This window comes from Deinococcus aerophilus, assembly GCF_014647075.1.
Classification (GTDB): Bacteria; Deinococcota; Deinococci; order Deinococcales; family Deinococcaceae; genus Deinococcus; species Deinococcus aerophilus.
The window spans coordinates 31,002-50,920 of sequence record NZ_BMOM01000007.1; the positions used below are offsets into that span (position 1 = coordinate 31,002).

Here is a 19,919-nt window from a genome sequence, read left to right on the forward strand (position 1 = left end):
GCCGCGCCCCGCTACTTCCCGTCTGCCCCCGGTCCGGTCCGGCCCGGCGCACGGTTTTCCAGGCTCAGGGACAGGGCCGCGCCGATGACCAGCGCAGCCCCCACCAGCGCCACGGCAGAGGGCCGCTCGCTGAATAGCAGCGCGGCGAGCGCGGCCGCCACCACCGGCTCCAGGCTGGCGATCACGCTGGCGCGGGTGGCCGCCAGATGGCGCAGTCCCGCGCTGTAGGCCAGATACGCGAAGTAGGTGGAGAACACCGCGACTGCTCCCAGATACCCCCACGCGGGCGGCGTCTTGGGCACGAAGTCCACGAAGGGCAGCAACCCCAGCGCTCCTACAGGCAGCGCCACCGCGTACAGCGCCGCCGGGGAGTAGCGCCCGAAAAACGCCTTGCCGTACAGGTAATACAGGCTGTAGGTGAATCCGGCGATCAGGCCGAAGGCCAGCGACAGTCCGCTGACGCTCACGCCCTGGCCCCCGCCCAGGCTGATCAGGGTGATGCCTGCCAGCGTACCGCCGACCGCGAGCAACTCGCGCGCGCCCAGCCGCTCGCGCAGCAGCGCCCAGCCCATCACGGCCACGAAGGCGGGAGCGGTGTACAGCAGCACCGCCGCGAGGCTGGCCCCGCCCGCCCGCACCGCCAGCTGATACGCCCCGTAGAACACGCTGACCCCCGCCAGTCCGAAGGCCACCGTGACCCACAGGTCCCGGCCCCGCGGCAGCGGAGCGCGCGTCACGGCGGCGTGCAACGCGAACAGCACGCCGCCCAGCGCGGCCCGCCAGAAGGCCACCTCCAGCGGCGAGACGCCCAGCGCCTGCACTCCCTTGCCGAAGATGCCCAGCAGTCCCCACAGCACGGCGGCGAGCAGGATCAGCAGCGGGGCGGGCACCTGCACGCGGGGCGCGGGCAGTGTCTGGGGCGTCATGGCCTTTCCCCCACGCGCCTACCCCTCATGTGCGCGGCCCCAACCGGCGCCACACCACCACGGTGGCCCCCACGGTCAGCAGCAGACCCAGGCCGCCCAGCACCGCGAGGACGATCACCGGCCACTCGCGCGTCTCGCCTACCGGGGCCAGGGTGTCGTCACTGAAGGCCCGCACGTCCCCCGCCGGGGCCAGCACGTCAACCGGGGTGGGCGCTCCTGCCCGCCCGGCCTGCAGGGCCGTGGGTACGGTGTCGGTGGAGGGCCGCAGCACTCCAGCGGCCGACAGGGGCGTGTAGACGCTGCTCGTGACCCAGTAGCCGTAATTTCCGGCGGGCACGTCGGTGTCGATGACCAGACTGGTGCCCTCCACCCGCACGGTCGGCGCCGGCAGGCTCTGGGCCGTCTGGTCCGGCTGCACGCGTTCCAGGGTGCTGCCAAAGCCCGTGACCCGCAGATGGTACTGCCAGCCCACGCCGTTGCGGGTCCGCAGGCCGGTGTCGGCGAGCACCTGCTGCCCGCCGGGCCCGGTCTTGATGAAGATGTCGGTGACGCCGGCCGAGAATCCCGACGGCGCGTTCCACGGATTGCCGATCTGCCCGAAATCCACCGTGAAGCGCATGGTCTTGCCGCTCACCTCGGCGCGGAAGGACCGCAGGTCCAGGGCGTCGGCGCTGAGGGCCGGACGGCGCGGCAGCACGTACCCGCCGTCCCCACGCGCGTCGCCCGCCGGATCGGGAATGATGAGCAGGGCGGCGGTCAGGAGCGGCAGGAGCGGCACGCGCGCCAGTATAGGTTCACGCGGTGGGCCGGGGCGAACTGTGGCCCGCCCGGCTCCCGGCTACAACCGCACCAGATCGTCGCGGTGGACCGCCTCGGGACCGTAGGTGTAGCCCAGCAGCGCTTCGATCTCCCGCGAGTGGTGCCCGGCAATGCGCCCCAGGTCGCCCGAGGCGTAGCGCGCCAGCCCGCGGCCCACCTCCGCACCGTCCGGGGCGAGCAGGCGAATCGTCTGGCCGCGCCGGAATTCGCCCTCCACCGTCCGGATGCCGGCAGGCAGCAGGCTGCCCCCCCGCTCGCGGACCGCCCGCGCCGCGCCGTCGTCCAGGTGGACCCGGCCGGGGGCGGTCTCGGCCAGAATCCAGCGCTTGCGGGCTTCCAGACGCGACCCCGCCGCCTGGAAACGGGTGCCCAGCGCCTCGCCTCCCACAATGCGCGCCAGGGCGTCGGGAGCGTCGCCCGGCGCAATCACCACCGGGGTGCCGGCGCGGGTGGCGATCTCGGCGGCCTGAATCTTGGTGTGCATGCCCCCGGTGCCCCGGTGAGATCCCGCGCCCCCGGCCAGCGCCCAGATCTCGGGCGTTACACGCTCGACCACCGGAATCAGCGTGGCGTGGGGGTCCACGCGCGGATCGGCGGTGTACAGGCCCGGCGCGTCGGTGAGAATCACGAGCAGATCGGCGTCCACGAGGTTCGCCACGAAGGCCGACAGCGTGTCGTTGTCTCCCACCTTGATCTGCTCCAGTGCCACCGCGTCGTTCTCGTTGATCACCGGCAGCACGTCCCGGCTCAGGCAGGCGTCCAGGGTGGTGCGGGCATTCAGGTAGCGCGTGCGGTCGCGGAAATCGTCGGCGGTGAGCAGCACCTGCGCGACCGTCACGCCGTACAGCTCGGCGAGCACGGCGTAGGTGTGCATCAGGCGGCCCTGTCCCACCGCCGCGAGCAGCTGTTTTTCGGCCAGCGTGCGGTCACGCGGCGGAAAGCCCAGCGCTTCCCAGCCGGCGAGCACCGCGCCGCTGCTGACGAGCACGACCGTGTGCCCGGCGGCGCGCACCGCCACCAGCGAGCGCATCAGGTCCACCATGCGCGGCCGACTGAGGCGGTCGCCGCCCGCCGTGAGAACGCTTGTGCCCAGTTTCAAGACCACCCGCATGGGGCGCAGGATAGTGCGCCGTGACCGCGCGGGTCGGGGCCAGCCTCGACAGCCCCGCACCGTTGAGTTCCACAGCCGACGCGCCGCACAATAGAGACACGTCCCCCCCTCCTGCCCCTCTCCCCCCTCCTGCCCGTCTCCCGACTCCTGACGTTGCCCCCTTTGCCCGTTCCAGCCCTGCATTTCCCGTGCCCCGCTTCAAGGAGCCTGCATGCTCGGATACCGCACCTCCGGATGGATTCTGCTGTACTGCGCCGCGCTGTGCGGTGGGGCCCTGGCGGGCGGTTCAGGGGAACCGGCGGTTCTGCCGTCCGCGCCCCTGAGCCTGCGCCCGCTGCCCGCGCCGCCGGTGCCCGACCCGGGGCGGGCGCTGCGAGAGCTGCGGCTGGCCGCCGCGCCGAACGGCGCACTGGTCCTCGCGCTGCTCGCCGACGCTGGCCAGGCCGACAGCGGCAAGGGCTTCTATGAATCGCGCAAGGTCACGGTATGGCGCCTGGCAGGGGGCATGTGGCAGGCGCTGGGCGGCGTTCTGAATTACGACGTTCCGCGCCCGGCCTCTACCCTGGACCTCGCGCTGGACCGGGCGGGCACGCCGGTCGTGGTGTGGAACGAGAACTTCGGCGACAACGACATCGTGGTGTTCCGGGCCTTTCAGAACGGCGCGTGGACCGACTGGCGCACCCGCTACCTGGGCGACGACCTGCCGTACGCTGCGCGAACACGCTCGGTGGCGGCGCAGGGCGGCGAGCCGGTGATCGCGTGGGGCGAGTCGCTGCGCAATCCCTACGGCAGCCGCCTGACCGTGCGCCGCTGGGACGCGGCGGCCCGCACCTGGACCCGCAGTCCGGCCTTCAACGACCTCACCGTGTTCTCGCGCACGCCCGCGCTGACCCTGAGTGCGGCGGGACAGCCCACGGTGGCGTGGCTGCAGGGCGAGGTCCTCGCGAGCAACGTGTTCGTCAAACGCTGGACCGGTACGGGCTGGCAGGCGCTGGGCGGTTCCCTCAACCGCCACCCGGACGCTTACGTCGCCTCCACCCGGCTCGTGCTGGATGCGCGGGAGCGGCCCGTCGTGGCGTGGCTGGAAGACCGGGGCGGCCAGGACACGCTGTATGCGTCGCGCTGGACCGGTGAGCGCTGGACGACACTGGGCGGCGCACTCAGCACCGGGTTCGCCTCGGCTCCGGCACTGGCCCTGGACGGCGCGGGGCGGCCACTGCTTGCCTGGGTGGAGGAACGCGCGGGCACAGGACAGGTCCGGCTGGCCCGCTGGACCGGGGGGGCATGGCAGGACGCCGGGGTCGTCAACCGCGACCCCCGGCGCGACGCCCGTTCCCCCGCGCTGGCGGTGGATCCGGCGGGCACGGCCACGCTGGCGTGGCGCGAGGATGTGGGGGGTGTCTACCGCGTGCAGTTGCGGCGGCTGGGACCCTAAGTGCCCACCGCCCGGCCGGTCACTTCGTGTTCAGGAAATCCAGGATGGCCCGCGCCAGCCCCTGCGCGAGCTTCTCGCGGTACGCGGGCGTCGCCAGCCGGGGCCCCTCGGTGGGGCTGCTGCCAAAACCCACCTCGGCGAGGATGGCGGGGGTGGTGGGATTGCGGATCACGTAAAAGGCGTCGGTCTGCACGCCCCGGTCGACGGCCCCGGTGTACTGCACCAGCCGAGACTGCACCTTCTGGGCCAGCTGGCGCGAGAACGACAGCTTGGCCTGCGCCAGGATGTCTCCCAGCAGATTCTGGGCGCTGCCGGCGGCGCGGCGGGTCAGTTCCTCACCCACGCTGCCGCCGCCGTTCTCGCGGACCGCGCGGCTGGTGTTGCTGCCCGCCAGCGGTTGCCCGAAGTAATACGTCTCGATGCCCTGCGCCGCCGAACCGCCCGCGTTGACGTGAATGCTGACATACGCGCTGACGGTACCGGTGGTCGCCAGCCGCGAGCGGGCGTCGAGGTCGGTCACCTTGTCGGGGCTCAGGTCGCGGTCTGTGGTGCGGACCATCACCACATCCACGCCGTGCTTGACCAGTTCGGCGCGGGTCCGCAGCGCCACGTCCAGGGTCACTTCCTTCTCACGCACCCACGCGCTCTGCATGCCCGGATCAACGCCGCCGTGCCCCGCGTCCAGCACCACCCGGGGGCGGCTCAGGGCGGTGCTCGCCGGCCGGATGACCGAGGCGGGCCGGGGGGCCGCGGCAGCGACCGGGGTCTGCGCGGCGCTGGTGGGCACGTCAATGACCAGCCGCGCCACCTGACCCGCGCTGCGGGGCAGCACGCTGACCTTGGGGCTGCCCTGAGCGCGGGCGAGCGAGACCGTGACCGTGCCCCCCTTGACCGCGTATCCGGTGACCCCGGCCGCGTTCAGGCGGCCCTGCTCGGTTTTCAGGGCCACACTCTTCTGTCCCACGCTGAGTTTGACGCTGACGCTCTGGGCGCTGGCGGTGACCTTGGAGGACGGCGTGGCCGCGCCGGGCAGATCAAACACCAGCCGCGTGAAGCCGTCGTGGGTGCCCACGCGCGGCGCGGCCCCGGCAAGGCCCCAGAGGCCCAGGACCCCCAGCAGGGCAGCGCGACGAATGAGAAGAAGGCAGCGTCCTGAGCCAGCAGCCGGACGCCCCCACAGACAGAGCAGGACGTTCACTGCGCGGAGTGTAACGCTCCAGACGGTCCGGCCGGATGGGAGGCCATGAGAAGCGGAGGCCGTGTGCCCGCCCGGCCCCGGGACCTGAAGCGCACCTGACGGCTTCCCTCACGCCGCTCAGCCGCGCCGGGATAGGTTGGGGGGATGAAGTTCCTCTCCCCCTCCCGTCGGCCCTTTTCCCTGCGGCTGGGCACCGCGCTGGCCGCCATCACGCTGTTTGTGGGCGCGCAGGCGGTCACCTTCGGCGGCCTGAATGTCGCTCCGCGAGGCCCGCAGAACCTGAACCTCGAGACCGGCGCCACCGAGCTGCCCCAGGGCGGCACCGTCACCGACCGCCAGGGGGGCCTGAAACTCACGGCCAGCCGCCTGCAGCTGCTGCCGGGCCAGACCCTGACCGCCCAGGACGCCACCCTGACCACGCAGCAGGGCGGCACCCTGCGTGCCCCGCAGGTGGTCTATGACCTGAAGACGGGCACCGTCACGGCCACCGGCGGCGTCAGCTACACCGACGCCCGCCTGAGGAACCTCAGCGCCCCGCGCCTGATCCTGAACGTCAAGACCGCCTTCGTCACGGCCAGCGGCGGCGTGAAGGCCGACACCCCCCGGCTGAGCGGCAGTACCCTGGCCTTTGACCTCAGCACCATGCAGGCGGTGCTGACCGGGCCGTACACCGTCCGGCAGGGCACCCTGAACGCCTCGGCGAACGCGGCTGGCCGCCTGCTGATGGTGTTCGGCGGCAACCGCGTGGTGCGGTCGTCGGCCCAGCCGGACGCGACGACGCTGGGCCGCTTCAACCCCTACCTGAAGTAGCAGGCAGAGGGCATAGAGAGGGGCAGCGGGACGGGACCCAAACACTAGTCTCGTCCCGCCGCCCCTGTTTCCGTTGCTGGTACTCGCCGTTCAGGCGTTCGGCTTGAGCAGGTGCCCCAGACAGTGTCCGTAGCTGACCCCCTGGCGGGCATCAGTGACCAGATCGGCCACACTGAATTCCTGCAACACCCCCAGCATGGCGTCGCGCATGCGGGTGTAGACGGTGGCGCGGACATGGCAGCGCTCCTCTTCCTCGCAGGCCTCGTGCCAGTTCAGGCTGATGCACGACAGAGGCGCGACCGGACCGTCTATGGCACGCACCACCTCGCACAGGCTGATCAGCGCGGGCTTGCGGGCCAGGGCGTAGCCGCCGCCGATGCCCTTTTTGCTCTTGACGACGCCCTTGTTGCCGAGCGCCGCGAGAATACGGACCAGGTAGGGCCGGTGGACGCCGGTGGCCTCGCTGATCTCTTCGCTGGACACCCAGCGCCCGGCATCCTGCGTGCCCAGGAAGCCCAGGGCCTGAAAGGCATATACATCGGTGGCCGAAAGGCGCATGGCGGGAGTCTAGAGCAGTTTGGTCCTGCGGCGCGGGCGGGGCACCGGTCAGGACACCCCCCTGGGCCGGTTCGCTCCCCTCAGGCGCCGAAACGCTCGCGCAGGTAGGCGAACGCCACCGGATCGAACTGGCCGCCCGGCACGTAGCGCTCCTCCAGGTTCTCGGTGCCGTACAGCGCCCACACGGCAGCCTCGGTGCCGGCGTCCCACGGGCCGCCGGGCAGGGCAGACGCATGGCCCTGACGCACCAGCACGCCGCGCAGCCAGTCCAGCTCGGCGGGGGTCAGTTCCCGGGTCTCGGCCGGGCGGCCAAACAGCAGATCGAAGGTGTCCAGCAGGCGTCCCAGCTCGGCGCAGGGATCGGCATGGTCATCGGCACGCAGGTTGACCCAGTCGCCGGTGAGGCCGCCGTAGCCGCGCCCCGGCCCGGCACACAGCAGCGCCGCCGACTGGCGTCCCCGTTTGTCTCCGCCCGCACTGTCCCCGGCACGCAGGGCAAAGAGCAGGCGGCGCGGCAACGGCTGCCCCGCCGCGTCGTTCCAGGCCACGTGCATGGCCTCTACCACGCCGGGACCGGTCAGGATGTTGCCCTGAATCGCCACGTCGGGGGCGCTGACGCCGCCCGCCCAGCCGTGACAGGCGGGCCCGGTGAAGGTCACGCTGTGGCCACCGGCCCCCACCACGCCGAACTGACGCTGGGCGATGCCCGGGTCCTCGGCCTGAAATCGGGCGGCGACCTCCTGCGGCGAGAGACCGCCTTCCAGCAGCCGCAGCCCATCGGGGCCGAAGTTGGGATTCACGTAACTCTGGGTGGCCACCGCGCCCACGCCGGCCCGTACGAAGGGCACCAGCGCCCCCACCGCCAGAAACTTGCTGGCGACCGCCACACCCACGTCACCCGTGACCGGGTCGCTCCCCACGATGGAAAAGGTCATGCCTGGAGGATAGGGGTTGCGTGCCGGGAACGCCCTACAGTAAGCGCATGCTGAAAGCCGCCCTGAACGGTCCCCGCACGCCCGCCGACCATCCGGGGGTGCCGGTCACGCCGGCACAACTCGCCCAGGCCGCCCGCGCGGCGGTGGCGGCGGGGGCCGACGCGCTGCACCTGCATCCCCGCGCTGCGGACGGCAAAGAAAGCCTGCAGCCCGACGACGTGGCGCAGGCCCTGACGGCGGTGCGGGAGGCGTGTCCCGGCGTTGCGCTGGGGGTATCCAGCGGCTTCTGGATTCTGCGGGACGCCGGGGCGCGGGCCACCGCCATCCGGGCCTGGACGGTGACGCCCGATTTCGTGTCGGTGAACTGGCATGAGCCGCACTCGCCAGAACTGGCCGCGCTGCTGCTGGACCGGGGCATCGGGGTGGAGGCGGGGCTGTGGACGGCCGACGCGGTGCGGACCTTCCTGGAATGGCCCCGGCGCCGTGAGGTGCTGCGCGTGCTGCTGGAACTGCCGGACCAGCCGGTGCGGGCGTACCGGGCCGAACTGCTCGGGATGCTCGCCCTGCTGAACGCGGCAGACCTGGACAAACCCACCGTTCTGCACGGCCTGGGCCAGAGCGCGTGGCCCGTGCTGCGCGAGGCGGGGCGCCGGGGTCTGGGTACCCGGACCGGACTGGAAGACACCCTGACGCTGCCGGGGGACCTGCCCGCTTCCGACAATGCCGAGCTGGTCCGGGTGGCCCGCGAGATCCTGGGCCTGGGCCCCCTGCATCCCAGCCCCGGCAGGTGTTAGCCTCCGCACGATGCCCACCTTCGCCCAAGCTGTGACCGAACGCACGCGCCGCCTGAACACCCGCCTGTGCGTGGGCCTGGACCCGCGCTCCGAGGCCTACCGCGACGTTGCCCACCTGAAGGCGCACACGCTCGAGGTCCTCGAGGCCTGCGCGCCCTACGCCGCGTGCGTCAAGCCGCAGCTCGCCTTTTACGAGGCGCTGGGACTCGAAGGTCTGGCCATTCTGGAGGAGGTCTGCGCCGCCGCCCGCACCCTGGGGCTGCCGGTTTTGCTCGACGGCAAACGCGGCGACATCGGCAGCACGGCGCAGGCCTACGCGCGGGCGTGGCTGGGCGGCCAGCACGCGGGCGCGGCGCTGACGGTCAACCCGTTTCTGGGGTTCGAGACCCTGACTCCGTTCGTGGAAACGGCGCAGCAGCAGGGAGGCGCGGTCTTCGTGCTTGTCAAGACGAGCAACCCCGGCCAGAACGACCTGCAGGGCAGTGGAGTCAGCGAGCGGATCGCCGTGGAAATCGCCCGCCTGAACGCCGAGGAGCTGCCGGATCAGGAAACCGGCCCCGAATACGCCACGGTGGGCGCGGTGGTGGGAGCCACCCACGCCGGGGACCTCGCCACCTTCCGCGCCCTGATGCCGCGCGCCCTGCTGCTGCTGCCCGGTCTGGGCGCACAGGGAGCCGCCGCCGCCGACCTCGCTCCGGCGTTCCATGAGGGCGGTCTGGGCGCCCTGGCCAGCGCGAGCCGGGGCGTGCAGTACGCCGACGGGTTGAAGGTGGCGGCCAGCGTCACGGCGGCGCGGGGCTTCCGGGACGACCTGAATGCCGCTCTAGCCGCGCACTCCTGAGAGCAGGCGCTCGATGTCCTCCACGGTCGTGTAGTGGGCGATGCTCGCGCGCAACACGCCCTCGGGGTACAGGCCCAGATCGGTGAGGGGCTGCACGGCGTAGAAATGCCCGGCCCCCACGTCCACCCCGGCGGCGGTCAGGCGCGCGGAGGTGTCCAGCGGGGCCTCGCCGGCCACACGAAAGGCGACGGTTCCCACGCGGCCCTGTAGGTCCTGCGGGCCGTACACGGTCACGCCCGGCAGCGCGGTCAATCCCTCCACCAGCCGCGCGGCGACCGGGGCTTCGAGGTCGGCGATGCGGGTGTACGCCGCTTCCAGCGCCTCCCGGCTGAGGGTGGTGTGCCCGCCCAGTTCGCGCAGGTAGTCCAGGGTGCCCAGCCATCCGGCGAGCAGTTCGTACTGCGGCGTGCCGTACTCCAGACCCGTGATGTCGCCCTGCGGCACGAAGCTGAGCCTGGGCCACGGCAGGTGCTCACGATGTTCGGGGTGAATCCACAGCGCGCCCAGGTGCGGCCCGAACACCTTGTACGGGCTGAACATCACGAAATCCGCGCCCCAGGCCTGCACGTCGGGCAGGGTATGCGGCGCGGCGTGCACGGCGTCCACCACGGTCCACGCTCCGGCGGCGCGCACCTGGGCGGTGACGGCCGGAATGTCCACGGTCACCCCCAGCACGTTGCTGGCCGCCGTGACCGAGACCAGCCGGGTGCGCTCCGAGAGCAGCGCCTCGAGGTCCTCCGGGTGCAGGCGCATGTCCGGCGTGCGGGCGTGCCAGACCCGGACCGTGACCCCCACCCGTTCCAGTTCGCGCCACGGGCTGGCGTTGGCCTCGTGTTCCAGGCCCGAGACGATCACCTCGTCGCCCGGTCCCCACAGCCGCGCAAACGCCGCCGCCAGCCGGAAGGCCAGGGCGGTCGCACTCTGGGCCACGGCCACGTCCGGCGCCTGGGCGTTCAGGAACAGCGCCGTGGCCTCGCGGGCGCGGTGCTTGAGGGCCAGGATCTCGGCCCCCGGCTGGTGGCCCGGCAGGGCGTTGGTCGCGCCGTAGCGGGCCAGGTGGGCGGTGATCGCCTCGATGCTGCGCCGCGGCAGCAGGCCGCCCGCCGCGTTGTCGAGGTAGGCGCGGCCCGCATCCAGCGGCGGAAACTGGGTGCGCAGGTCCCCGCTGGCGGGAACCGTGGACGGAACAGCAGAGCTTGCAGACATGGGGCAGTCTAAGGGCAGCCGGGACCGGCGCGGAACTGCCCTGTCCGGCATGGCGAACCGCCCCGGCGGACCCGGCCAGTTTTACAGCGAAGGCCATCACGGACGCCCGCAGGCCGCTCTGCTAGCCTGCGGCCCGGAGAAAGGGGGCAAGATGGCGACGGTAAGCGAACTGCGTGAACGGCTGCGGCGTCCGCTGGCGGCAGAACTGGCCGCCGGCTGCCACGACCGGGTGGTGGCGGGCGGCGTGGAAAAACTGCTCGCCTCGCCGCTGGGCCATCCCTTTCCGCAGGTACGCGAGGTGCTGGGCGGGTACGCTGGCCTGAGCACGCAGGAGCGCGAGGACGTTCTCAGGACCGCGCTGGGCCTGCTGACCGACCCGGACCGGGGCACACCTGCGCCCCGCACTCCACGCCCCGCCGCCCGCCAGGCCACGTCCACCGCCGCTCCCGGAGAACGCCTCTCGCCCGACGCCGAGGTGACCCGGCTGGACACCGGTCCCGGCGGGGCCAGAAAGCTCGCGTCATTGGGTCTGCACACCCTGCGCGACGTGCTGCACGCCTACCCCCACCGCCACGAGGACCGCCGCGCCCTGCCCGACCTCTCGGATGTGGAGGAGGGTCAGAAGGTGACGGTGGAGGGCCGGGTGGTCGCCAAATCGCGCCGCAACCCGCGTCCGGGCATGCTCGTCATCGACGTGACCCTGGAAACGCCGTCGGGCGGACGGGTCAAGGCGACGTGGTTCAACCAGCCGTGGGTGGAAAAGCAGCTGCGCGAGGGCGCTGCGCTGGTCCTCACCGGACGGGTCAAGCGGTTCGGGCGCAGCGTGCAGCTGGGCGTGGAACACCTGGAAACGCTCTCGGGCGCCCAGGACAGCCTGAGCACCGGGCGCATCGTGGGTGTCTACGACAGCAAGGAGGGCATCTCGCAGGAATTCCTGCGCCGCGCCGCCCACCGGGCGCTGGAAGCCGCGCCGCCCGACGACTACCTGCCCGCCCACTGGCGCCGCAAGTACGGACTGACCGATCTGGCCGACGCGCTGTGGGGGCTGCACTTTCCCAGCGACGAGGCGCACCTGGGCCGGGGCCTGTCACGGCTGCGCTTCGACGAGTACCTGTTTCTGGAACTGCGGATGCTGCTGCAGGGCGAGGACGCCGTGCTGCAGGGCAAACGTTTCCAGGCGCGCGGAGACGACATCAGCCGCTTCGAGGCCGTGCTGCCCTTTTCCTTTACCAATGCGCAGCGGCGGGTGCTGCTGGAGATCACCGACGACATGCGCGGCGAGCGGCAGATGGCGCGGCTGGTACAGGGCGACGTGGGCTCGGGCAAGACGGCGGTGGCCGCGTGCGCGCTGTACCTCGCGGTGCGTGACGGCTACCAGGGCGCCCTGATGGCCCCCACCGAGATTCTGGCCCGCCAGCACTACGCCAACCTGCGCGGCTACCTGGGGGGGCTGGACGTGCGGGTGGGCCTGCTGATCGGCGCGATGTCCCCGAAGGACAAGCTGGAAATGCAGACCCGCATCGCCGAGGGCGAGGTGGACGTGGTGGTGGGCACCCAGGCACTGATCCAGGAGAACGTGCGCTTTGACAACCTCGGGCTGGCGGTGGTGGACGAGGAACACCGCTTTGGCGTCCAGCAGCGGCGCAAGCTGCTCTCCAGCCGCCCGGACGTGCTCGTGATGTCGGCCACGCCCATTCCGCGCAGCCTGGCGCTGACCGCCTACGGCGACCTGGAACTGTCGGTCATCGACGAGCTGCCGCCGGGCCGCACGCCCATCGAGACCAAGCTGCTGCAGGACACCCACCGCGTGCAGGCCTACGGCTTCGTGATGAAGCAGATCCGCGAGGGACGGCAGGCCTTTGTGGTCACCGCCCTGATCGAGGAAAGCGACACCCTGGAACTGCTCGCCGCCACCCAGCTCGCCGACGACCTCAAGACCATCCTGCCCGAGGCGCGCATAGACCTGCTGCACGGCAAGATGAGCGCCGCCGAGAAAGACCATGTGATGGAACGCTTCCGGGCCCGCGAATTCGACATTCTGGTGTCCACCACCGTGATCGAGGTGGGCGTGGACGTGCCCAACGCCACCGTCATGGTGATCGAGAACGCCGAGCGCTTCGGGCTGGCGCAGCTGCACCAGCTGCGGGGCCGGGTGGGGCGCGGCACGGCGCAGAGCTACTGCGTGCTGATTGCCGGGGAACACAGCCAGAAGACCCGCAAACGCCTCAAGATCATCGAGGGGTCCACCGACGGCTTCGTGATCGCCGAGGCCGACCTGAAGCTGCGCGGTCCCGGCGAGCTGCGCGGCACCCGCCAGAGCGGCATCCCCGACCTGCGGCTCGCCGACCTCGCCAACGATGCGGACGTGATCGAGCAGGCCCGCGAGCTCGCCAAGCACATCCTGGCCCACGACCCCCGGCTGGAGCATCCCCGGCTGCAGTACCTCAGAAGCGAGCTGCAAAGCCGCAGCGAGAGCGTGGCCTACCGCGAGGTGATCTGATTCTCTGAGTCCAGCCGCCGCGCCACCGGTCTCTACAATCGGCGCATGAGCCAAGACCCGGCCCTTTCCTCCGCCCTGCCGATCATCATGGACGGCGACCCTGGTCTGGACGACGCCGTGGCGTGGCTGCTCGCCTGCGCCAGCCCGGAACTGGAGGTGCTGGGCGTCACCGCCGTTCACGGCAACGTGGGCCTGCCGCTCACCGTTCGCAACGCCGGTATCACGCTGACGCTGGCCGGTGCGGCGGGCGCGGGCGTGCCGTACTTCGCTGGCACCGACCGGCCGCTGGTCCGCGAGGCGATGACGGCGGCGGCGGTCCACGGAGATTCGGGCCTGCCCGCCGCCGATCTGCCGCCGCCCGCGCACCCGCCGCAGGCCGAACACGCCGTGGACTTCCTGATCCGCACGGTCCACGCCCGGCCCGGCGAGGTGACCGTGCTCGCCACCGGTCCGCTCACCAACGTGGCGCTGGCCTTCCGGCTCGCCCCGGAGCTGCCGGGTTTGCTGCGTGAGGTGGTCTGGATGGGCGGCAGCACCACCGGCGGCAACCGCACCCCGGCGGCGGAATTCAACGCCCTTGCCGACCCGCACGCGGCAGCGGTGGTGTTCGGCTCCGGCGTGGCGCTGCGTATGGTGGGCCTGAACGTGACCATGCAGTGCATCGCCACGCCCGAGCGCATCACGGCGCTGCGCACCCTGGGCAACCGCGCGGGCCGGGTCTGTGCCGAGCTGCTCACGTTCTATGCGGGCGTTTACCGCACGCGCTACGGCCTGAGCGGCGGCGCGCTGCACGATCCGCTGGCCGCCGCCGCCGCCGTGCGCCCCGAACTCCTGGACTGGCAGTCCATGAACGTGCAGATCGAGACCCAGCCGGGGCTGAATTTTGGCCGCACCGTCTGTGATCTGTACGGCGTGACGGGTCAGCCCGCCAACGCACAGGTGGCCGTCGGTGTGCGCGACGAGGCGTTTTTCGCGCTGCTGCTGGAACGGCTCGGCACACTGGAGTGACGGTGCGCCCCGCTTACCCTTCCGAGCTTCCGGGGCCGGAGTCCACCTGCAGCGCCACCGGGGTGCCGTCCGGCAAGCGGTAGGCCCGCAGCACCCGCCCCTGCAGGTCGGCGATCACGTAGGGCACCGGATACGCCGCCAGCCGGGTATCGGTGGCGCTGGGCCGGGCCGGGCCGCGCGGGTGGCTGTGGTACAGGGCGACCAGCGACAGCCCCCCCTCGCGCATGGCCTTGAGCGCCCGCAGCAGTTGAAGCGGATCGGCCAGGTACTCGCGCTCGGGCCACGGCGACACGTTGGCCAGCGGATACAGCGCCACGGCGCGGTCTCCCCCGCCCTCCACGGCCACGCCGCCCAGCGCACCGACACATTCGCGCGGAGCCTCGCGCTGGGCGTGTGCCCACAGCGCGGCGGCCAGGACGGCGGGCAGGGTCAGGGACACCCGGTCATTGTAGGGGGTCCGCTCCTCCGGTACACGCCTCCAAACACTGTCCTGGCCGCCTGTCTTCCCATGCGGTGCCCCCCGCTTTGGGGTACACTGCGCCGCATGGCGAAGGCCCGCACAAAGAGCGCTCCCCCGGTCAGCCGTTTCGACGGCGAGGCGCTGGGACTGGTGCTGTTCGCGCTGGGAATTTTTCTGGGCGTAACCCTGCTGCTGTTTCAGGGCGGCGCAGACGCGGACGTGGGCGACGCCGGATTCATGTCACGGGCGCGCGGCGTCCTGCTGGGCGAACTGGGCTGGGCGGCGTACCTGCTGCCGGTGGTGCCCATCGCCTACGGCACGCTGGTCTTCCTGGGACGTGGGGTCCGCAACCTGACCCGGCGCCTGCTGGGCGGCGTGCTCGTGGTGGCCTCGCTGCTCGCGCTGCACGAGGTCTTCCAGCCGGGGCAGGCGGGCGCCCTCGCCGAGCGGGTCATGCGTCCGCCGTTCCGGGCCCTGAGCTACGCGGCGGCGCTGCTGCCACTGGTGACCCTGACGCTGGGGCTGGAGGTCATGCTGCGGCTGACTCCCCTGACCATGCTCAAGGCGTTCTTCCGGCAGATCAGCATGCTGCTCGGCGGGGCCTCGGCGGGCGTGCAGGGAGCGATTGAGGCCCGGCAGGAGGGGCGGGAGGCGGCGCGGGCCCGCGGCCACGCCCGGCAGGGACTGGCCGCCCACGGCCGCGAACTGGACGCCCTGCGCCGGCTGTACCCCAACGCCCCGGAACTGGCCGCCCAGCACGAGGAGCTGCGGGCCGCCCAGCGGGACCTGCGGGCCCAGGACGAGGCCGGGCTGCGGACCCTGGAACGCGACCTAGCGCAGTGGCAGGGGGTGCTGCGGACCTTCGTGAACAACGCCGCGCGCGACCTGCGTGCCCTGGTGGCCCGCGAGGCTCCCGGCGCCGGGGCCGACGCCGAGGCGCTGGAGAACGAGGTGCGCCACGGCCGGCACGAGCTGAGTGTGGAACTCGCGAGCACCCAGGCCAGCGGAGCGCTGGAGCGGCTGCGCCGGGCCATGGTCTCGGAGATTCAGCGGCTGTCGGGGCGGGCGGGCAAGCTGGAGCGCGAGCGCAAGGCCGCCGAGAAGGCGCTGGCCCGGGCAGATGTGTCGGTCCTGGCGCGCGAGTGGCCGGCCCACCGTGAACGCCTGGACGCTTGGCAGGCGCTGGCCCAGGAATTCACGGCCTGGCGGGGACGCGCGGTGTCCTATCCCGGCTGGCCGGACCTGACGGCGGCCTTTGACCGCGCCCCGACCGAGGTCGCTGCCGAGCTGGCCGAGGCGCTGAACAACGCCCCCGATGACACCCTGCGCGATCAGGAGCACTGGCGCGAATTGCTCACGCAGGCCCAGGAACAGGCCCGGCGTCACGCCGAGGCGATCACCGGACCGCCCATGCCGGAAGCGTCACCCCCGCCCCTGGATTTTGATTTCTCCAGTGGCCCCGTGGTCGCCAGCCCTGTGGTCGCCATCACCGCGGTTCCGGACACTTCGGTGCCGGCCTCCGCACCCACCGGGTTGTCCGGCGATCCGGCCAGCGCCGAACACAGCTGGGGAGCTCCTCCGGCCGCGCCGGGTGCCCAGGCCGCGCCCGCCTCGCAGAGCGGGGACGTGGATCCCTTCGGCGACTGGGACGACGACGATCTGCCCTTTGGCCCCCAGAGTGCCCCGGTTGCCCGGTCCCCGGGAACGCTGGCCACCGTTGCCACCGGCGCACCCAGGCCGGGGGCGGGAGGCGCGCGGGCCGGGGGCTCCAGCGCTCCCTGGGAAAGCGCACCGGAGCCGGCTCCCTCGGAGCGCCCCCGCGCCTCCGCCGCGCCGGCTGCTCCTCCGGTGGGGGCCCTTGCGCTGGCGGTGCCGGACTACGCCCTGCTCGACCCGTTTCCGGCGGCGGCCCTGAACACGGCGGCGCTGGAGGTCTCGGCGCGCCAGCGTGCGGGCCTGATCGACGAGACGCTGCGGCATTTTGGCCTGCAGGCCAAGGTGGTCGACTACGCCCGGGGACCCACCGTCACCCGCTACGAGATCGAGCCCGCTCCCGGCGAGAAGATCAGCCGCATCGCCTCGCTCTCCAACGACCTCGCGCGTGCCCTGGCGGTGGGTGGGGTGCGGGTGGAGGCCCCGGTACCGGGCAAGAGCGTGATCGGTCTGGAAGTGCCCAATGCCGAGCGCGAGCCGGTGACGTTTCATCAGGCGGCCCAGGCCCCGACCTTTCGCAGCACCCGCGCCAAGCTGCCGGTGATCCTGGGCAAGAGCATTGACGGCGAACTGATGGTCGGCGACCTTGCCAAGATGCCGCACCTGCTGGTGGCCGGCAGCACGGGGTCGGGCAAGTCGGTGTGCGTCAACACCCTGATCACCTCGCTGCTGTTCAAGTACCTGCCCACCGAACTGCGCTTCCTGATGATCGACCCCAAGATGGTGGAGCTCACGCCGTACGACGGCATCCCGCATCTGGTGCGCTCGGTGGTGACCAATCCGGTGGACGCGGCGGGCGTGCTGCTGGGCGCGGTGGCCCACATGGAACGGCGCTACAAGATGATGAGCGCGGTGGGGGCCAAGAACCTCGAGCAGTTCAACGCCAAGATGCGCCAGACCGGCGAGACCGAGTTGCCCCATCTGGTGATCATCATCGACGAGCTTGCGGATCTGATGATCACCAGCCCCAAGGAAGTGGAGTCGGCGATCATGCGTCTGGCACAGATGGCACGCGCCACCGGCATGCACCTGATCCTGGCGACCCAGCGGCCCAGCGTGGACATCCTGACCAGCCTGATCAAGGTGAACGTGCCGGCCCGCATCGCCTTTGCGGTGAGCAGCAGCCACGACTCGCGCACCATCCTCGACAGCATGGGGGCCGAGCGCCTGACCGGCATGGGCGACATGCTGTTCTACCAGCCGGGCCTGATCAAGCCGGTGCGCCTGCAGGGGCCGTACATCAGCGAGGTCGAGTCGGCCCGCATCTCTGACCTGCTGCGCCGCATGGTGTTCGAGGACGACTTCGTGGAGGCCTACGGCGCGGACTTCGAGGGTGGCATCGAGGCCAGCGGACCGGGCGCGGAGCGCGGCAACATGGACTTCAGCGATCCCTACCTGCGTCAGGCCGCCCAGATCTGTATTGAGGAGGGCCAGGGCAGCGTCTCCCGGCTGCAGCGCCGCCTCTCGGTGGGGCATGCCCGCGCCGGCAAACTGATGGACATGCTTGAGGCGATGGGCATCGTGAGCAAGCACCAGGGCAGCAAGCCGCGCGACGTGCTGATCTCCGAGGCGGATCTTCCACAGTTCTTCGGCTGACCACCTTCGGCCTTCAACCACCAAGGCACATGAACACAGAATGAGAAAGCCCTCAAAAGGGGCGTTTCTTTCGTTTAGGTGATCTGTCTCAAAGCTTCTTTAAGTTGCATTTTCATCTGACGTGGTGAAGATTAAGTGCCGGACAACAGAGCAATTCATTTCCACTCAGAGGTGATTTCATGAAGAAGCAGACCAGTCTGATCACGCTCGGCCTGATGCTGGCCACTCCCGCCCTCGCCGGGGGCGGCGGCGCACCCGTGGCCCAGCCCGCCTCCAGCTGCATGAGCATCGCGCAGATCGTCACCAGCGACCCCAACTTCAGCACGCTGGCAACCGCCGTGGAGGCCGCCGGACTCACCGAGACCCTCCGGGGTGGAACCTACACGGTTTTTGCACCCACCAACGCCGCCTTCGCCAAGATGCCCAGCGACATGCTGGCCGCAGCTCTGAACGACCCCGAGATGCTCCAGACCATTCTGCTGTACCACGTTGTGGCCGGTAAGGTCACGGCAAAACAGGTCAGCGGCATGACCTCGGGCAAGACGGTCCAGGGTTCAAGCTTCCTGGTGACGGTCAGCAACGGCAAGGTCATGATCGACAACGCCACCGTCACCAAGGCCGACGTGGTGGCCTGCAACGGCATCGTTCACGTTATCGACACCGTCCTGACGCCCGCCATCGCCAATGCTCAGGACGCGCAGGACATGGCTGAGGTCCCCACGCCGGCCGAGTCTCCTGCCGTCACCGCCGCGCCGGTGGCCCAGGCCGCCCCTGCCACGAACACCCCGGTCAGCGCGCCCGCCGCCGCCGATGTCTCCAGTATCCCCGCCCTGCCCCTGAGCGGCGCGACCCCGATGCCCGCCGCCGTGGTTGTGGTGGCTCCTGTGGCTCCGGTCACCACGACCACGGACACGAGCACGAGCACCACAACGACCACCGATACCACTGCCACGGCCGCCACGGCGACCACCACGGACACGGCCGAGATGAGCACCAACTCGCTGTACGACGTGATCGTGGCCGACGACCGCTTCAGCACGCTGCGCTCGCTGCTCAGCGACGCCGGGCTGACCGACGTGCTGATGAGCAACGACTACACCATCTTCGCGCCCACCAACGACGCCTTTGCGGCGGTGGACCCCGAGACCCTGGCCCTGATCGCCAGCGATCCCGAAACGCTCAAGCAGGTGCTGCTGTACCACGTCGTCTCCGGCAAGCTCATGGGCGACCAGCTGGGCAAGAACGCGCAGCTGCGCAGCGTGGAAGGCAGCAGTCTGGACCTCAAACTGTCCGGCAGCACCCAGATGGTGGGCGGCGCCACCGTATCCGCCATGGTGGACAGCGCGGACAACGGCGTCATCTATGTGATTGACAAGGTGCTGCTGCCGTCCACCCTGCAGCTGCCCGCTCCCCCCGCACCCGCTGAGGCCCCCGCCGCCACGACCACCACCTCGACAACGACCACGACCACCACGCCGGCGGCCCCTGCGGCGCCCGCGGCCGTGCCCTCGCCCGCTCCGGTTTCGCCCACCCCCACGGCCACCGGCGCCGAGACGCTGGGACAGCGCCTGCAGAGCGAACCTCAGTTCAGCACCCTGCTGAGCCTGCTGCAGAAGGCCGGACTGGTCAACGCGCTGATGGCCGCCGACGTGACCGTCTTCGCACCCACCAACGACGCCTTTGCCAAGGTGCCCAAGGCCACGCTGGACATGCTGCTCGCCGACGACGCCAAGCTCAAGCAGGTCCTGACCTACCACGTGGTTACCGGCCGCGTGACCGAGACGGAACTGCAGGGCGCACAGCTGCGCAGCATGGAAGGCAGCAGCCTGAACCTCAAAGCCAACAACGGTGTCGTGAACATCGGCGTGCTGAGCGGCGACACCATCACCGGCTCGACGCTGAAGGCCACGCCCATCGTCGTGGGGAACAGCGTGATCTACCCCATCGACAGCGTGCTGATTCCCCCCACTTTCAAATAATCCCTGCCCCCCTGCCCGCCCGCCTGTTTC

16 protein-coding genes are annotated in these 19,919 nt (G+C 71.1%); 8 read left to right on the forward strand and 8 right to left on the reverse strand.

The window, feature by feature from the left end; translation table 11 throughout:
* Positions 1 to 11: 11 nt before the first annotated feature.
* Genes IEY21_RS06280 through proB form a run of 3 tightly spaced genes read right to left on the reverse strand, consistent with a single transcriptional unit; the run spans position 12 to position 2,856 of the window.
* Positions 12 to 926 (reverse strand): DMT family transporter, encoded by a 915-nt coding sequence (locus IEY21_RS06280; protein WP_188902490.1) that lies wholly within the window; start codon positions 924 to 926, stop codon positions 12 to 14.
* Positions 927 to 951: 25 nt separating this feature from the next.
* Positions 952 to 1,704, reverse strand: a complete 753-nt coding sequence (locus IEY21_RS06285) for a glucodextranase DOMON-like domain-containing protein (protein WP_229752930.1) — start codon at positions 1,702 to 1,704, stop codon at positions 952 to 954.
* Positions 1,705 to 1,764: 60 nt separating this feature from the next.
* Positions 1,765 to 2,856, reverse strand: a complete 1,092-nt coding sequence (gene proB / locus IEY21_RS06290; RefSeq protein WP_188902492.1) for a glutamate 5-kinase — start codon at positions 2,854 to 2,856, stop codon at positions 1,765 to 1,767.
* Positions 2,857 to 3,067: 211 nt separating this feature from the next.
* Here proB and IEY21_RS06295 point away from each other — a divergent pair, with 211 nt between their 5' ends.
* Positions 3,068 to 4,291 carry a hypothetical protein gene (locus IEY21_RS06295; protein WP_188902494.1) on the forward strand — a complete coding sequence of 408 codons (1,224 nt, stop codon included), beginning with the start codon at positions 3,068 to 3,070 and terminating at the stop codon, positions 4,289 to 4,291.
* A gap of 19 nt (positions 4,292 to 4,310) precedes the next feature.
* On the opposite strand, the gene IEY21_RS06300 is transcribed toward IEY21_RS06295, so the two are convergent.
* Positions 4,311 to 5,489 (reverse strand): N-acetylmuramoyl-L-alanine amidase family protein, encoded by a 1,179-nt coding sequence (locus IEY21_RS06300; protein ID WP_308424822.1) that lies wholly within the window; start codon positions 5,487 to 5,489, stop codon positions 4,311 to 4,313.
* A gap of 144 nt (positions 5,490 to 5,633) precedes the next feature.
* Here IEY21_RS06300 and IEY21_RS06305 point away from each other — a divergent pair, with 144 nt between their 5' ends.
* Entirely contained in the window at positions 5,634 to 6,299 is a 666-nt protein-coding gene (locus tag IEY21_RS06305; RefSeq protein WP_188902496.1) for a hypothetical protein, read from the forward strand.
* A gap of 90 nt (positions 6,300 to 6,389) precedes the next feature.
* Here the strand turns inward: IEY21_RS06305 and IEY21_RS06310 are convergent, their stop codons facing one another.
* Entirely contained in the window at positions 6,390 to 6,857 is a 468-nt protein-coding gene (locus tag IEY21_RS06310; protein WP_188902498.1) for an Rrf2 family transcriptional regulator, read from the reverse strand.
* A gap of 80 nt (positions 6,858 to 6,937) precedes the next feature.
* Positions 6,938 to 7,792, reverse strand: a complete 855-nt coding sequence (locus IEY21_RS06315; RefSeq protein ID WP_188902500.1) for a DUF1028 domain-containing protein — start codon at positions 7,790 to 7,792, stop codon at positions 6,938 to 6,940.
* Positions 7,793 to 7,839: 47 nt separating this feature from the next.
* Here IEY21_RS06315 and IEY21_RS06320 point away from each other — a divergent pair, with 47 nt between their 5' ends.
* Entirely contained in the window at positions 7,840 to 8,586 is a 747-nt protein-coding gene (locus IEY21_RS06320; protein ID WP_188902502.1) for a 3-keto-5-aminohexanoate cleavage protein, read from the forward strand.
* Positions 8,587 to 8,596: 10 nt separating this feature from the next.
* Complete coding sequence (gene pyrF / locus IEY21_RS06325; protein ID WP_188902504.1) at positions 8,597 to 9,427, forward strand: orotidine-5'-phosphate decarboxylase; 831 nt, start codon at positions 8,597 to 8,599, stop codon at positions 9,425 to 9,427.
* Here pyrF and IEY21_RS06330 read toward each other — a convergent pair.
* A complete protein-coding gene (locus IEY21_RS06330; protein ID WP_188902506.1) occupies positions 9,410 to 10,633 on the reverse strand; it encodes a cysteine desulfurase-like protein in 1,224 nt (407 codons plus the stop codon). The genes pyrF and IEY21_RS06330 overlap by 18 nt on opposite strands.
* A 151-nt stretch (positions 10,634 to 10,784) precedes the next feature.
* On the opposite strand from IEY21_RS06330, the gene recG reads away from it, so the two are divergent.
* Positions 10,785 to 13,133: an ATP-dependent DNA helicase RecG gene (gene recG, locus IEY21_RS06335; protein ID WP_188902508.1), complete on the forward strand. Its 2,349-nt coding sequence runs from the start codon at positions 10,785 to 10,787 to the stop codon at positions 13,131 to 13,133.
* Positions 13,134 to 13,178: 45 nt separating this feature from the next.
* Entirely contained in the window at positions 13,179 to 14,141 is a 963-nt protein-coding gene (locus IEY21_RS06340) for a nucleoside hydrolase (protein ID WP_188902511.1), read from the forward strand.
* Positions 14,142 to 14,154: 13 nt separating this feature from the next.
* Here IEY21_RS06340 and IEY21_RS06345 read toward each other — a convergent pair whose 3' ends face one another.
* A complete protein-coding gene (locus IEY21_RS06345; RefSeq protein WP_188902513.1) occupies positions 14,155 to 14,580 on the reverse strand; it encodes a M67 family metallopeptidase in 426 nt (141 codons plus the stop codon).
* A gap of 105 nt (positions 14,581 to 14,685) precedes the next feature.
* On the opposite strand from IEY21_RS06345, the gene IEY21_RS06350 reads away from it, so the two are divergent.
* Entirely contained in the window at positions 14,686 to 17,910 is a 3,225-nt protein-coding gene (locus IEY21_RS06350) for a DNA translocase FtsK (protein WP_188902515.1), read from the forward strand.
* Between the two features lie 179 nt (positions 17,911 to 18,089).
* Complete coding sequence (locus IEY21_RS06355; protein WP_188902517.1) at positions 18,090 to 19,889, forward strand: fasciclin domain-containing protein; 1,800 nt, start codon at positions 18,090 to 18,092, stop codon at positions 19,887 to 19,889.
* Positions 19,890 to 19,919: the final 30 nt, after the last annotated feature.